This is a genomic window from Bifidobacterium italicum (assembly GCF_002286915.1).
Classification (GTDB): Bacteria; Actinomycetota; Actinomycetes; order Actinomycetales; family Bifidobacteriaceae; genus Bifidobacterium; species Bifidobacterium italicum.
Genome location: NZ_MVOG01000018.1, coordinates 1 through 12577, shown reverse-complemented (window position 1 = coordinate 12577; position 12577 = coordinate 1). Strand labels below are relative to the sequence as shown.

11 protein-coding genes and 2 rRNA genes are annotated in these 12577 nt (G+C 63.4%); 2 read left to right on the top strand and 11 right to left on the bottom strand.

The window, feature by feature from the left end:
* Positions 1-45: 45 nt before the first annotated feature.
* The 9 genes from B1400_RS05355 to B1400_RS05315 all read right to left on the bottom strand — a co-directional run bounded on the left by B1400_RS05355 (position 46) and on the right by B1400_RS05315 (position 9249).
* Complete coding sequence (locus B1400_RS05355) at positions 46-903, bottom strand: amino acid ABC transporter ATP-binding protein (protein ID WP_095613406.1); 858 nt, start codon at positions 901-903, stop codon at positions 46-48.
* Positions 896-1570, bottom strand: coding sequence for an amino acid ABC transporter permease (locus B1400_RS05350; protein ID WP_095613405.1), 675 nt, complete (start codon positions 1568-1570; stop codon positions 896-898). Before B1400_RS05350 ends, B1400_RS05355 begins: the two co-directional genes overlap by 8 nt.
* Positions 1557-2213 carry an amino acid ABC transporter permease gene (locus B1400_RS05345; RefSeq protein WP_095613404.1) on the bottom strand — a complete coding sequence of 219 codons (657 nt, stop codon included), beginning with the start codon at positions 2211-2213 and terminating at the stop codon, positions 1557-1559. The genes B1400_RS05350 and B1400_RS05345 overlap by 14 nt, the downstream gene beginning before the upstream one ends.
* Positions 2214-2392: 179 nt before the next feature.
* Positions 2393-3553, bottom strand: a complete 1161-nt coding sequence (locus B1400_RS05340; RefSeq protein WP_095613403.1) for a pyridoxal phosphate-dependent aminotransferase — start codon at positions 3551-3553, stop codon at positions 2393-2395.
* A 132-nt stretch (positions 3554-3685) separates the two neighbouring features.
* Complete coding sequence (locus B1400_RS05335; protein WP_095613402.1) at positions 3686-4345, bottom strand: methionine ABC transporter permease; 660 nt, start codon at positions 4343-4345, stop codon at positions 3686-3688.
* On the bottom strand, positions 4342-5511 hold the full coding sequence (locus B1400_RS05330) for a methionine ABC transporter ATP-binding protein (protein WP_095613401.1): 1170 nt from the start codon (positions 5509-5511) through the stop codon (positions 4342-4344). The genes B1400_RS05335 and B1400_RS05330 overlap by 4 nt, the downstream gene beginning before the upstream one ends.
* Before the next feature lie 9 nt (positions 5512-5520).
* Positions 5521-6396, bottom strand: coding sequence for a MetQ/NlpA family ABC transporter substrate-binding protein (locus B1400_RS05325; protein WP_095613400.1), 876 nt, complete (start codon positions 6394-6396; stop codon positions 5521-5523).
* A gap of 190 nt (positions 6397-6586) precedes the next feature.
* On the bottom strand, positions 6587-7585 hold the full coding sequence (locus B1400_RS05320; RefSeq protein WP_095613399.1) for a ketopantoate reductase family protein: 999 nt from the start codon (positions 7583-7585) through the stop codon (positions 6587-6589).
* 239 nt (positions 7586-7824) lie between these two features.
* The gene (locus tag B1400_RS05315; protein WP_095613398.1) at positions 7825-9249 is read right to left on the bottom strand and encodes an APC family permease; all 1425 of its coding nucleotides are present in this window, start codon (positions 9247-9249) and stop codon (positions 7825-7827) included.
* Positions 9250-9547: 298 nt separating this feature from the next.
* On the opposite strand from B1400_RS05315, the gene B1400_RS05310 reads away from it, so the two are divergent.
* Together B1400_RS05310 and B1400_RS05305 are read left to right on the top strand one after the other, a co-directional pair.
* The gene (locus tag B1400_RS05310; protein WP_235607340.1) at positions 9548-10219 is read left to right on the top strand and encodes a GNAT family N-acetyltransferase; all 672 of its coding nucleotides are present in this window, start codon (positions 9548-9550) and stop codon (positions 10217-10219) included.
* 250 nt (positions 10220-10469) lie between these two features.
* Positions 10470-11027 (top strand): 3'-5' exonuclease, encoded by a 558-nt coding sequence (locus B1400_RS05305; protein WP_095613418.1) that lies wholly within the window; start codon positions 10470-10472, stop codon positions 11025-11027.
* 841 nt (positions 11028-11868) lie between these two features.
* Here B1400_RS05305 and rrf read toward each other — a convergent pair.
* Positions 11869-11985: ribosomal RNA gene (rrf, locus tag B1400_RS05295) — 5S ribosomal RNA — on the bottom strand.
* Between the two features lie 191 nt (positions 11986-12176).
* Positions 12177-12577: ribosomal RNA gene (locus tag B1400_RS05290) — 23S ribosomal RNA — on the bottom strand; the annotation flags it as partial.

Below are 12577 nucleotides of genomic sequence, written 5' to 3'. Positions count from 1 at the left end.
ATCGTGCGGGGCGCCCGATCGGCACCCGATACGAGGGCAACACGGTCATTGCGCGTCGAATTCCCTCAGTTCGCGCTCCGCTTGAGCGTCGCGGTGGCGCACGAAGTCGAAGGAGTGCAGGAACTCCCTGGCCCGCTCGGTCTTCGGGTGCGTGAAGAACTCCTCGGCGTCCGCCGAGCGCTCCTCGATCCTGCCGTCCGCGAGCAGGATGACGCGGTCGGCGATCGCGCGCGCGAAGCTCATCTCGTGCGTGACGATGAGCATCGTCTGGCCGGCGTCGGCGAGTTCGACGACGACCTCGAGCACCTCATGGACCATCTCCGGGTCGAGCGCCGCCGTGATCTCGTCGAGCAGCAGGATCTCCGGGTGCAGGATCAGCGCGCGGCAGATCGCGACGCGCTGACGCTGGCCGCCGGAGAGCTCATGCGGTTTCGCATGCGCACGGTCGGCCAGATGGACGCGCTCGAGCAGCTCGAGCGCCTCGCGCTCCACCTCGTCCTTCTTGCGCTTCTGCACGAGCAGCGGCGCCATCGTGATGTTGCCGAGCACGTCCTTGTTCGGGAACAGATCGTAGCTTTGGAACACCATGCCGAACTTCGTGCGCAGCTCCTCGCTGCGCTTGACGCGGCCGCTTTTCTCGTTGCCGGGCCTGCCCGTCTCGATGACGGTGCCGTCAAGCGCGATCGTGCCGCCCTGGATCGGCTCGAGGCCGGCGATCGCGCGCAGCAGCGTCGATTTGCCCGAGCCCGAGGGACCGACGATGACGAGGACCTTGCCTTTCGGCACCTCGAAGGAGATGCCGTCGAACACGTTCCTCTCGGCGTCCGCGTAATGCTTCTTCAGATCGGTCACCTTGAGCGCGATCGTGTCGTCGCGTCCGGTACGCTCAGTCGTTTCAGTCATTCGCCCACCTTTTCTCCAGTGCATGCGCCACGAGCGACAGCGGCCAGCACACGATGAAGTACATCAGGAAGATCACGCCGTAGACCCACAGCGTGCCCGTCGGATATTGGAAGCGGTTCGCGTCGATGATCTGCTGGCCGACCTTGATCACCTCGACGACGCCGAGCAGCACGGCCAATGACGTCGTCTTGACGATGCGCGTCGCGAGGTTGACCGATCCCGGCAGCAGCCGGCGCACGGCCTGCGGCAGGATCACATGGATGAAGGCCTGCCAGTTGCTCAGCCCCAGCATGTACGCGGTCTCATGCTGCACCTCGGGGATCGACTGCAGCGCGCCGCGCGTCAGGTCGCCGAGTTCGGCGCCGCCCCACAGGATGAAGACGAGCACGCAGGCGCCGGTCGCGTCGAGGTTCCAGTTCCAGGCGCGCGCGATGCCGTAGTACGCGATGAACAACAACGCGAGCTGCGGCATGATGCGGATGAAATCGAGGTAGACGCGCATGACGAACCGGATGACCGGATTGCGCAGCGTCATCAGCCACCCGCAGACAAGCCCGACCGGCACGCTCAGCGCCACCGAGACGGCGGCGATCCAGATCGTCACCCACAGGCCCTGCAGCAGACGCGGGAAGACGCCCGGTTCGAGCAGGATGTTAGCGCCTTGCATAATCGAACCTCCTCTCGAGCCATGTGCCGAGGATCGAGATCGGCAGCAGGATGATCAGGTAGGTCACGATGAGCATGAACAGCGCTTCGTAGGTGTCGTAGGTGATGCCCATCAGGTCCTTCGCCATGTACATGACGTCGGCGAGCGCGATCGCCGAGACGACCGACGACTCCTTGATCAGGAAGATGACGTTCGCGACGAGGCCCGGCGTCGAGACGCTGATCGCCTGCGGGATGACGACATGCACGAGCGTCTGCCTGCGGTTGAAGCCGAGCATGTACGCGTTCTCGCGTTGGATCTGCGGCACCGCCTGCAGTCCCGCGCGCATCGATTCGGCCATGTACGAGCCGCCGAGGAACCCCAAGCCGATGATCGCGCACATCTCGGCCGACCAGACGAAGCCGAGCTTCGGCAGCCCGAAATACAGGAAATACAGCTGCACGAGCAGCGGCGTGTTGCGGCTGACCTCGATGTACACGGCGACGAGCTGGCGCAGCACCGGGATGCGCGCCGTCTGGATCGCCGCGCATACGACGCCGGTGACGATGGCGAGCGCGATGCCGAACACGGAGATGAACAGCGTCATCCACGCGCCGTTCACGAAGAACGAAGCATAGCGCCCGATGAACGACCAGTCGAGCATCCGCTGAATCCTCCTTCGCTGCCGTCGGGTCAGGTCGCGTGGACCTCCCGAGAGTGTGACCGATGATTGTTGCTGCTTGACATGATATTCCACTATGTGGCTATCAATGATGGACATCCCTACGCATATCCCCGGCGTCGGGCATGTCTGGAAACGGTTTCACGCCGTCGCGACGGCCGTCAACAACACCGGCCGATACGGCGCACGGCCTCCTCGAGGCGTTCACCCGGCTGCAGCAGGCTCAGTCGCACATGATCGGCGCCCACCTGTCCGAAGCACGATCCGGGCAGCACGGCGACGCCGGCGCGTTCGAGAAGCATGTCGGCGAAACGGTCGCCGTCGAACCCCTGAGGCGCATGCATCCATACATACAGTCCGCCCGGCGAATCGAACAGATCGTACCCCAATGCGCGCAGACCGCCGGCGACGACGGCGCGACGCGCCGCATAGCGCGCCGCGAGCCGCGCCACGCAGCTCTGGTCGCTTTCCAGAGCCGACGCGCCGGCGTCCTGTACGAATGAAGTGATCATAGAACCCATTTGATAATGGAATTCCTTCGCCACGTCAACAATGCGTTCACTACCGGCGATAAAACCGGCGCGCCAGCCGGCCATCGCATACATCTTCGACAGCGAGCACACCTCGACGGCGCGTTCGTCGACGCCGACCGCGGCGAGCAGGCTCGTCTGTTGGCCGTCTACGCCGAGTCCCGCATACGCGAAGTCGTGCAGCACGACGAAATCATGGATGCGCGCAAGTTCGGCCGCACGCCGGAAGAACGCGGCGGGCGCCTGCGCGCCGGTCGGATTGTTCGGATAGTTGAGCACGAGGACGCGCACCTCGTCCCACTCGCGCGCGGCCACGGCGTCGAGGTCCGGCAGCCAGCCGAGTTTGGCGCGCGCGGGCAGCCGCAGCTCGCGCGCGCCGCGCAGCGCGGCCATGCAATGGTAGGACGGATAGTACGGAGCGGCGAACGCGACCGTGTCCCCTGCGTCCAGCAGGACGCTGAAGAGCGTCGCAAGGCCGTCGACGGCGCCTTCAACGGCGAACAGCTCACGTGACGCGTCGAGCTTCACCCCGTGCTCGCGCGCGTACCATCCTGCGGCGGCGTCGAGGAACCGCCGTTTGCCGTCGAACGGCGTGTAGCGCGCGTTGAGCGGCTCGTCGACGCCGGCGCGCGCCACCTCACGGATGAAGGCCTCCGGGAAGCCGTCCGGATTGCCTTTCGACAGGTCGATGACATCGGCGCCCGCGCGCCTTGCCTCGGACACTTTCCTGTCCATCCTCTCGAAGACGTTCGCCGGCATGTTCGCCGTGACCGTTGAGAACCGCACGCCCATGATGTCCCTTTCCCGTTTCTTCCTGTTGCTTCCTGTTTCCGTCGTCCCGCCGTCCTTCGTCTGTCCGCCGCCGCTATTGTCCGCGGCGCATGCGTCCCGTGCGTGTCCACGGGACGCATGTCCGCGCGACGCTTAATGCGTGACCTTGAGCGCGATGCGGTCGCCAATCCATTGGATGAGCTGCACGACGACGATGAGCAGCAGCACGACGGCGACGAGCACGCCGGTCTCATAGCGGTTGTAGCCGTATTGGATCGCGAGGTCGCCGATGCCGCCCGCGCCGATCGTGCCGACCATCGCCGAATAGCCGAGCAGCGAGATGACGGTGAGCACGATGCCGCGGATGAACGCCGGAAGCGCCTGCGGGAACACGGCGTCGAATATGATCTGCCGCACGGGCGCACCCGTCGAGATCGCCGCTTCGATCAGCCCGTCGTCGACTTCCTGGAACGCGCTTTCGGCGACGCGCGCGAAGAACGGGATCGCGGCGACCGACAGCGCGATCGCGCCTCCCGTCGGCGTGTACGGGTCTCCGATCATCAGCTGGATGAGCGGGATCAGCACGACGAGCAGGATGAGGAACGGCATCGAGCGGATCGCGTTGACGACGAAGCCGACAACTTCATTGACGATCCTGTTCGGTGTGAACAGCTGGTGCTGGGTGAGGAACAGCAGGATCGCGAGCGCCGTGCCGAACGCGACGCCGACGAGCGTCGCGATGCCGACCATCGTGAACGTGTCCCACAACGCCTGTCCCAGGTTCTCCTTGAGGATCTCGATCGTGTCGTTCATGCGAGCACCTCCTTATGTGCGTTGCCGTGGTGTGCGCCGGCCGTGTGCGCCGATGTGTCCGTGCCATCCACGCCGTCCGCATCGTCCGCGAAGATCGCGTCGACGCTCGCGCCGATGTCGTCGTTGAGCGCGACGCTCAGCTCACGCGCATCGGCGACGCGCGACGTGAGCTCGTCGATCGCCGCCTGCACGACGAACGCGCCCCGCTGCCCTTCCTGCCTGGCGCTCACGAGCACGACGAGCGTGCCGATCGCCTGCGTGCCGAAGTAGCCGACGTTGCCGTGCAGGACGTTGATCGAGACTTCGAAACGCCGCGAGACATCGCTGATGAGTGGTTCGAACGCGCCTTCGTCCTTGTACCGCAGTTCGATGAGGCGTCCCGACGGCAGTTGCGGCACGAGCTGCTTCGGGATCGCGACGCCGAGGTAGCGTTCGACGAGCGCGCGCGTCGTCTCGTGGCGCGGTGAGCCGAACACGTCGAATGTCGTGCCCTGTTCGACGATGACGCCGTGCTCCATGACGGCGACGTGGTCGAAGATCGCCTTCGCGACGTCGAACTGGTGCGTGATGAAGACGATCGTGACGCCGAGCTCGGCGTTGATGCGCTTGAGCAGCGCGAGGATCTCCTCGGTCGTCTCCAGGTCGAGCGCGCTCGTCGCCTCGTCGCACAGCAGGATGCGCGGATGGTTCGCGAGGGCGCGTGCGATCGATACGCGCTGTTTCTGCCCTCCGGAAAGCTGCGACGGGTAGCTGTCGATCTTCTCCTCAAGCCCGACGAGCCTGAGCAGCTCCTCGATGCGCGCCCGGCGCCGCGCCTTCGGCACATGCGCCGCCTTGAGCGCGAACGCGATGTTCTGCGCGACGGTCACGTTGTCGATGAGGTTGAAGCTTTGGAAGACGAAGCCGATGCCGCTGCGCAGTTCGCGCAGCGCCGCGCCGCGCAACGCGGTCACGTCGCGCCCGTCGATGATGACATGTCCGGATGTCGGGCGTTCGAGGAGGTTGATCGTGCGCACGAGCGTCGATTTGCCCGCCCCCGAGAAGCCGACGATGCCGAAGATCTCGCCTTCCTCGACGTGCACGGTCGCGTGGCTGACCGCTTCGACGGGGCGTCCGTCGCTTTCGAAGACGACTGAGACGTCGTCCAATGTGATGATGTCCGCCATCGTCTCCCCTTACTCGTTCCAGCTCGCCGGCTTGCCGAAGTCCTTGAATCTGCTCGCGGCGATCGCGCTCTTGAATTCGTCGCTGCCGAGCAGTTCCGTGACGGTCTTCGCGAAATGCGTGTCCTTGTTCGCGCCTGCGATCGCGAACACCTCGATGACGCCGTCGTCCTGCCGTTCGAGCGCGAGCGCGTCCTTCGGGTCGAGTCCGGCCGCCCACGAATAGTTGCCGGGCACGAGCGCGGCGTCGACGGTGTCGAGCGAACGCGCGAGCTGTGCCGCGTCGATCGGTTTGATGTTGAGGTGCCTGGGGTTGTCGGCGATGTCGTTGACCGATGCCTTCGTCGCGTCGACGCCGTCCTTGAGTGTCACGAGCTTGTTCTGTTCGAGGACGCCGAGGCTGCGCGCGAGGTTCGACCCGTCGTTCGCGACCGCGACGCTCGCGCCGTCGGCGATGTCGTCGATCGACGTGAATTTGTTCGAATAGATGCCGAGACCGAGCGTCGGCGTCTGTCCGAGCGAGATGAGGTCGAGGTCGTTGTCGGCGCTGAACTTCTTCAGGTAGTTGCCGTGCTGCATCAGGTTCGCGTCGATCTTGCCGCTTGCGAGCGCCTTGTCCGGCTGCACGTAGTCGTTGAAGGTCTTCGTCGTCAGTTCGTATCCGTCATCCTTGAGGAGCGGTGCGATGACCTCGTCGATCATCTCCCCGTACGGTCCGGGGCATACGCCGACCGTGATCGCCGTCGTCTCGCCGTCCTTCGGCGTCGGGATCTGCTCGGCCGATGCGCTGCGCGCGCCGCCGCACGCGCCGTTCGCGATGATGACCGCGCCGGCGAGCACAGCGGCCGCCGTGCGGATGATCGTGTGGATATGCTGTTTCGTCGTCATGATCGTTGTCGTCTCCTTGATTGCTGTCACCGATGGTGATGGTGTGCATGAATCGATCTCGAAAGTGGAATCGTTGTGTTTCACGATATGTTTCACACTTGGTTGTGGACGCGTTCGTCCAAGGCCCTGCGCGATGTGCACCGCGGAAGGGTCGTCATGAATGCTGGTTTCCTGAGGTCTTCGGGGTCGCTCAGCGCCCGTCGACCGCCTGTAGTTCGGCGATGTCGGGATGGTGGATCGCGAACGCATGCTCGGCGAGATGCACTTCGTGCGTCACGAACTCATGGAGCGGGCACGGCGCGCCGTGTTTGCGTCCAAGGCGCGCGATGTAGCCGTTGATGTAGTCGACCTCGGTCGGACGGCACCTCGTGAGGTCTTGGTACATCGACGGATAATGCAAAGGGTGCGCGACCGCGGCCGTATGCATTATCGTCTCCACCTCGCTTTCCCTCGTGCCGAGCAGCGTGATGCCGGCGTGTTCCGCCGCCGTGTACGCTTCGTCGACGAGCCGCCGTGTCAGGACCGGGGCGCTTGGATGTTCGGCGAATTCGCCGAAGCGGATCTCGTACATCGTGCACAACGTGTTGAGCACCGAGTTGAACACGATCTTCGCGAAGCACATGCCGAGGAAATGCGTCACGATCGTCGGATTGAGCGTCGCCGCTTGGAAATCGCGGTACAACGCGAGTTCGACGGGGTCGTCGGCCGCATCGTGGCCGTCGTACGCGCACATATGCATCGCCTTCGCGTGGGCGCCGCCGGTGAAGTTGAAGTCGCCGGGACCGTAGACGTACGCGCCGATGAGCGCCGTGCCGCCGTAGATGTGGTCCTTCGCGAAGTATTCGGCGAGATGTTCGAAGTGGCCGTAGCCGTTCATCGCCGAGAACACATGCTGGTGCGGGCGGATATGTCCGCTGATGCGTTCGAGGAGGCCCGGCAGCTGGTGCTGTTTGACGAAGACGATCCACACATCGGGGTCTCCGTCGTACTCCTCGGGGTAGTACACGTCGATCGGCACCAGACGGCGTCCTTCGCCGTCCTGTGACACATACGCGCCGCCCTGTGCGAGTATCCGTTCGACGTTCGGCGTCCACGCGTCGATGAAGTCGACGTCGGCGTGCGCATGCTCCTGCAGCAGCACGCCGTACTGGATGCCCATGCCGCCGGCTCCAAGGATCGCGTATTTCATGTGCCGTCCCTCCTTAATATGTTTCGCGTATTCGAACGTATTGTTTGCGGTATGCAGACCCTCTGTTGTGCCTGCGTGTCACACTGTACGGCACTTCGCAAGCCGAAACGGCGGCGTCGCTATAGCAAAAATCGATACACTGCTCAACATGCGTGCGAACGCGCCAATCAATCAGAAAAAACAAGCGCCGCCACGACGGTAATATCGTGGCGGCGCTTGCCGAACATGGAGGGATACGGTCAGGCGACCTTGCGTTCGAGGTCCATCGTGCGATGCATCCCCTTCGTCCATACAAGGTAATAGGCGATGCCGAGCGCCGTCCAGATCAGGCCGATGATCCACACGGTCCAGCCGAGCGAGATGAAGATGACGAAGGTCACGATCGCGCCGATGAGCGGACACAGGATCGTACGCCAGAACGAGCGGCCATGATAGCCGCGCGCCTTGATGCCCAATCCCCAGATGACGACGATGTTGAGCATGCAGTAGGTGGACAGCGCTCCGAAGTTGCTCACCTTCGCCGCCGTGTTCTGGCCCAGGAGGATGAACACGAAGATGAGCACGAGGTTGACGACCGCCGTGAACAGCGTGGCGCCGACCGGCACGTTCGTCTTCTTGTCGAACTTCGCGAGGAACTTCGGCAGGCCGCCATCGACGGCCATCGTGTACATGAGGCTCGAGATCGCCGTCATGCCGGACAGCGACGTGAACAGGCCCAGCGCGAGCGCGTTCGCGACGGCGCAGACGACGCCGAGCCACTTGCCGGCGAGTCCGGCCACCTGGTAGAAGCCGCTGTTCTGGTTCGCCTGCAGGATGTTGCCGGACGGATCCATGCACATCGTCAGGAAGCTCATCGACATGTACAGGAAGCCGAGGATGAGGACGATGACGATCATCGCCTTGCCCGGCGCCTTCTTCGGGCGCACGCATTGGTCGTCGAGCGTGACGATCGAGCCGAAGCCGACATAGGACAGCGCGCACAGCGAGACGGCGCTCATCATCGCGCCCATGTCGAACTTGCCGGGGTTGAAGAACGCGGTGCCCGAGAAGTGCGCGGTCTCCGGATGGCGGCATACGTAGATGACGCCGAACACGAAGAACAGCGCGAGCACGATGAGCTCGGCGGCGAGCGCGAGCTTGTCGACGAGGACGGTGGCGCCCATGCCGCGCATCGCGATCGCCGTGATGATGACGAGGAAGCCGACGCACCACGCCCACACTGGCACATGCGGCAGATACTCATGCAGCGCGTTCGCCGCCATGAGCAGCATGATCGCCGGCGTGATCAGATACTGCAGGATCATCAGCCATCCGACGATGAAGCCGACGCCATCGTTCATCTCATGCGACGCGTAGATGTAGATGCTGCCGCTTGACGGGAACAGCGGCACCATCATGCCGAAGGACAGCGCCGTGAACAGCATCGCGACCATCGCGATGAGGTAGGCGATCGCCGGCATGCCGTGGGAGACGGAGGCGACCGACGCGATGATCGAGAACGGCGCGATCGGCACCATGAAGATCATGCCGAAGACGATGAGGTCCTTCGTCGTCAGCGTTCGTTTGACGACCGATTTCGTCGCGGTCGCCTGGGAGCCGTCGATCTTGCCCGTCTCCCCCGTCTTGACGGCGGATCGCCCTGTGCCTTGTACGTTCCCGGACATGATTCCATGCTCCTTCATATTGGTGGCGTTCTCACGCTTCCGGCGTCATGCCCACATACCGCGACGGTGGCGTGCGCCCAGCGCGGCGGATGCGCGTGACGCACCGGTCCTCCCGTGGCGGGGCATGACCGTTCTACGTGTAATATAGCGCACCGGCCCGTGGCCGGTTCCCCGCACGACGGGGTTTTCCTCACAGCGTCGAAAACGCCGGCGGCGGCAAGCAGCTACCCGGCGCCCGTGTTCGTCCACGCAGAACACGGGCGCTCCGGGCCGTCTTTTGACTATGCCTTGAGAGACGATGATGCCTATGTTTGTGCGTCATGCAACTTTGGACGACCTCGATGCGCTTGCCAGTATCGAATCGGCGTGCTTCCCGCCCAAGGAGGCCGCGGACATCGAAAGGCTCGCGAATCGCATCGAGACGTATCCGGAGCATTTCTGGCTGCTTGTCAACCCGGACGCCGACGCATCGGACGCCTGTTTCCCGGCGCATCTCTCCGACGGCATGCTCGTCAGCTTCATCAACGGCATGACGACCGACGACGCCGACCTGACCGACGCGATGTACGAGCAGGCCGACCTGCATGACGAGGAAGGCTCCTGGCAGATGATCCTCGGCGTCGACACGGCACCCGTGTACCAGCATCGCGGCTGCGCGGCCTATCTGATGCGTCGCGTCATCCTCGATTCGGCGATCGCCCACCGCGCCGGCATCGTGCTCGCCTGCAAGGAGAAGCTCATCGGATTCTATCAGGGGTTCGGTTTCGTCAACGAAGGTCCGAGCGCCTCGGCGCACGGCAACGCGATGTGGTATCAGATGCGGCTGCGGCTCGGTCGTCAGGCCGACGGCGAGGATCGCGACGAGGCCTATGACATCACGGCGAGCAACATCCGCAAGGCGATGGAGGAGACGACGTCGTACATGGACCACGGGCACACGATCACGGCGCAGTTCCCGATACTAGGATAGCCGTTGACGAGAGGGCAGCCGGATGCCGGACATCCGCTCCCGCAGGACGGGACGGCCGTGTCCACGCCTTCGGCAATTGCGAACACCTTGCGAATAAACCGGGACGCGTGCCGCGTCCCCGGCGGCCATGCGTTAGACTCGGCACTGGAAACAACATGGGAGCAGCGCATGACCGATCCCCGTACAGGGCAGTCGACGGGAAGGTCTCCGATGCGTTCGATATCAGAGAGGAATCACGATGTCCGTAGCCATTCGGCCAGCCGAACGCCTACCGAAGGATTACACGGCGCTCGATCTGGAGACGACCGGACTGAGCGCGCAGCGTGATCGCATCACCGAGATCGGCGCGGTGAAGATCCGCAACGGCAGGATCGTCGGCACCTTCGATCAGCTCGTCAATCCGGGCACGCTCATCACGCCAAACATCACGCGCCTGACCGGCATCACCAACGAGATGGTCGAGGGCATGCCGACGCTCGAGGACGTGCTCGGCCCGTTCATCGATTTCCTCGAGGACGACGTCGTCATCGGCCACAACATCCGTTTCGACATGGGCTTCCTCGCCGAGGCCGAGCACCGCATTCTGGGCTTCACGAACAATTTCATGCGTCCGACGCTGGACACGATGACGATCGACAAGCATCTGTTCCCCTCGGAGCGGCATCGTCTCGTCGATCTGATCCAGCGGTACGGCATCGCCGACATCGAGGAGCATCGGGCGCTTTCGGATGCGACGCAGACATACCAGTGCCTTGAATGGCAGCGCCGTTACATCTCCTGCGACGCCGCCGTCCTCCCCCAGAGCTAATCCCCACGCACCGGCGTGCGGCACATATGATGAAGGCCTCGGACAGGATATGTCCGAGGCCTTCATCATAGCGATCGTCCGATCATCCCCCACTGTGCAGGATAAACAAAGAGAGCAGTGGCCAAACAGTTTTATGGGGCCTCATCCCCGCGTGTGCGGAGCAAACCAGCTTCAGAAAGCCATGCGCAAGAACAGCGCTGGATCCCGCGTGGGTGGGACAAACGTAGAGGGAGCGATTACACAGCATGCCGAGAAGAGTGTGTTTGTCATTGACTTCGGCGACGCGGTGCCCCTCTCGGACAAATTGCAGTATCAGTTATCCACATACAACAAAAGGCGCCAAAACGCAACGGTGAAGGAGCTGTGGGTAGGTGATCGCCGGGGGTTCCGACGAATACTACTGTTTGAGTAACCGAAAAAGTACGGAGGGCACTCCCTTGACTGATGTTCCGGTCTTGAAAGCCGGTCGCACGGGACCCTCCACAACTTCAAGTCTAGCATAGTCTTTCCTCATCGGCCAGAGGCCGGTGGGGATTTTGTTGCCCGCAGGTCGGGTACGGATCATTCCTGCGCTTAGGGGAACACGATTCGGACGCCGAAGTGTGGCGTGTGCACGGGGAATGACAGATGACCCCGCCTCGAATACGATGGGGTCCGTGGAGCCGATCGGCATCGATTCGGAACTTGGCGTTCGATGCCAGCGAACCGGTACGCCATCGGTGCCATGATTGGCGGTTGGGTGCGGAAGGATTGCCCCGGTTGAGATGGGTGGCCGTTTTCTGGTATTGGGCTGGATATGAGGAGAGCCCACTGTTGGGTGGGCTCTCTGGGTGAAGTGTGGGTGCGGCGGCGTGCTACTCTCCCACACCCTGTCGGGTGCAGTACCATCGCCGTGCCAGGTCTTAGCTTCCGGGTTCGGAATGGGACCGGGCGTCTCCCCTGGGCTGTGACCGCCGCAAGACTGTGTTCTGTTATTCATGTTCACCCCCGTGTGGGGGTTGGTGGTTGGTTTGGGGACCGGATGGTGGACGCGGGCGCAGGTGTTCGTGCTGCGGGAACGATGGTTCGTTGTTTGCGTGTTGATGCTTGGTTCGTGTGGATCCTCCAGTCGCGTGTCCCGGTCGCGTGTGGTGCGCGGGGCGTCGTGGCGGGGGGNCGTTTTCGACCGTTAGTGCCGGTCGGCTCCACCCCTTGCGGGGCTTCCACGTCCGGTCTATCGACCACATGGTCTCATGTGGGGTCTGTCACCACCCCGGAGGGTGGTCAGGAATCCTTATCTTGGAGCGGGCTTCCCGCTTAGATGCTTTCAGCGGTTATCCCTCCCGAACGTAGCCAACCGGCCGTGCCGCTGGCGCGACAACCGGCATACCAGAGGTTCGTCCACCCAGGTCCTCTCGTACTATGGGCAGGCCTCCTCAGGATTCCAACGAGCGCAGAGGATAGAGACCAAACTGTCTCACGACGTTCTGAACCCAGCTCGCGTGCCGCTTTAATCGGCGAACAGCCGAACCCTTGGGACCTGCTCCAGCCCCAGGATGCGACGAGCCGAC

Excerpts from the sequence above, each read along its gene's own strand:
- B1400_RS05355 (WP_095613406.1), bottom strand. The coding sequence starts at position 903 with ATGACTGAAACGACTGAGCGTACCGGACGCGACGACACGATCGCGCTC.
- B1400_RS05350 (WP_095613405.1), bottom strand. The coding sequence starts at position 1,570 with ATGCAAGGCGCTAACATCCTGCTCGAACCGGGCGTCTTCCCGCGTCTG.
- B1400_RS05345 (WP_095613404.1), bottom strand. The coding sequence starts at position 2,213 with ATGCTCGACTGGTCGTTCATCGGGCGCTATGCTTCGTTCTTCGTGAAC.
- B1400_RS05340 (WP_095613403.1), bottom strand. The coding sequence starts at position 3,553 with ATGGGCGTGCGGTTCTCAACGGTCACGGCGAACATGCCGGCGAACGTC.
- B1400_RS05335 (WP_095613402.1), bottom strand. The coding sequence starts at position 4,345 with ATGAACGACACGATCGAGATCCTCAAGGAGAACCTGGGACAGGCGTTG.
- B1400_RS05330 (WP_095613401.1), bottom strand. The coding sequence starts at position 5,511 with ATGGCGGACATCATCACATTGGACGACGTCTCAGTCGTCTTCGAAAGC.
- B1400_RS05325 (WP_095613400.1), bottom strand. The coding sequence starts at position 6,396 with ATGACGACGAAACAGCATATCCACACGATCATCCGCACGGCGGCCGCT.
- B1400_RS05320 (WP_095613399.1), bottom strand. The coding sequence starts at position 7,585 with ATGAAATACGCGATCCTTGGAGCCGGCGGCATGGGCATCCAGTACGGC.
- B1400_RS05315 (WP_095613398.1), bottom strand. The coding sequence starts at position 9,249 with ATGTCCGGGAACGTACAAGGCACAGGGCGATCCGCCGTCAAGACGGGG.
- B1400_RS05310 (WP_235607340.1), top strand. The coding sequence starts at position 9,548 with ATGATGCCTATGTTTGTGCGTCATGCAACTTTGGACGACCTCGATGCG.